Raw genomic sequence first — 916 nt, 5'->3', positions numbered from 1 at the left:
TGGGCTCCGGCTCGCAGCCGGCACTGGCATCGCCTGCCTCAGAGGATGCGACCTCGCTATCTACAAGATCGTCGATGAGGTCGGCTGCGACGCTGGCGTCGCCCGCGTTGCCCGCGGTGACCGCGGTCTGAGTGACGATCTCGCTGTCGGGATCCAGAGACAGATGACCCTTGTAGCCATCAAATCCCTGGGACGAGGTCTTGTGACCGCGGCGAGCCTCCGGATCCACGGTCGAGATCACCCGATCCTTAGCCACCCGCCGGCCGATGCCAAACATGCCGCCCTCGGTCTCCCCGAGACCTTGGCCGACCACGGTGGCCAAGAGCTCAGCGGCCTCTTTGACCTCGGCACTCAGCACGCGACCCTCAAGAATCAGCAGGCAAGCGAACGCGTCGCGGGCCCGCGAGTCGATGAGCTGCTCGCGAGCCCCGGCATCGTCCCAGTCGATTTGAGGCTTGGCGCTCGTGGCGTAGTCATCGCCGCTTTCTATGGCTTCGCGCAACTCGCCTTCGAGCCCCTCTTGCGCCACCTTCAGCAACGAGCGGATGGCCGAACGGATCAACGTGATGGTGTCCATCGTGGCCACTGCGTCATACAAAGGCGTTGAATCCAGCACCCGCTTGGCCCCCACGCAGCCCGCCTGTGAAGCCGCCGCCAACGTCACATTGAAGATCCGACGAGGGGCTTCGGAGGCCTTGAGGCGGGCTCGCATGTCCACCAGAACGGTGTGCGCGAACTGGCCCCACTGGCCACGATCGTAGCCACCTACGCCCGCGGCGTAGCGCCATCGCGCATCGAAGCTGTAGCGCTCCACCGCCTCGCGGTCTGAGAGCCCTTCCAGACGCTGCAGCACCATCACGGCGGCCACCACCGAGGGAGGCACCGAACGCCGTCCTCGGTGACTGAACAGGTCGGC

1 protein-coding gene is annotated in these 916 nt (G+C 65.7%); it reads right to left on the bottom strand.

Annotation, left to right across the window (positions count from 1 at the left end; translation table 11 throughout):
* A partial coding sequence (locus GY769_06250; protein ID MCP4201521.1) for a transposase occupies positions 1-883 on the bottom strand: 883 nt, incomplete at its 3' end.
* Between the last annotated feature and the right edge of the window lie 33 nt (positions 884-916).

Source organism: bacterium (assembly GCA_024224155.1).
Lineage (GTDB): Bacteria > Acidobacteriota > Thermoanaerobaculia > Multivoradales > JAHEKO01 > CALZIK01.
The sequence above is the reverse complement of the archived record's forward strand: the minus strand, read 5'-3'. Positions and strand labels throughout refer to the sequence as shown.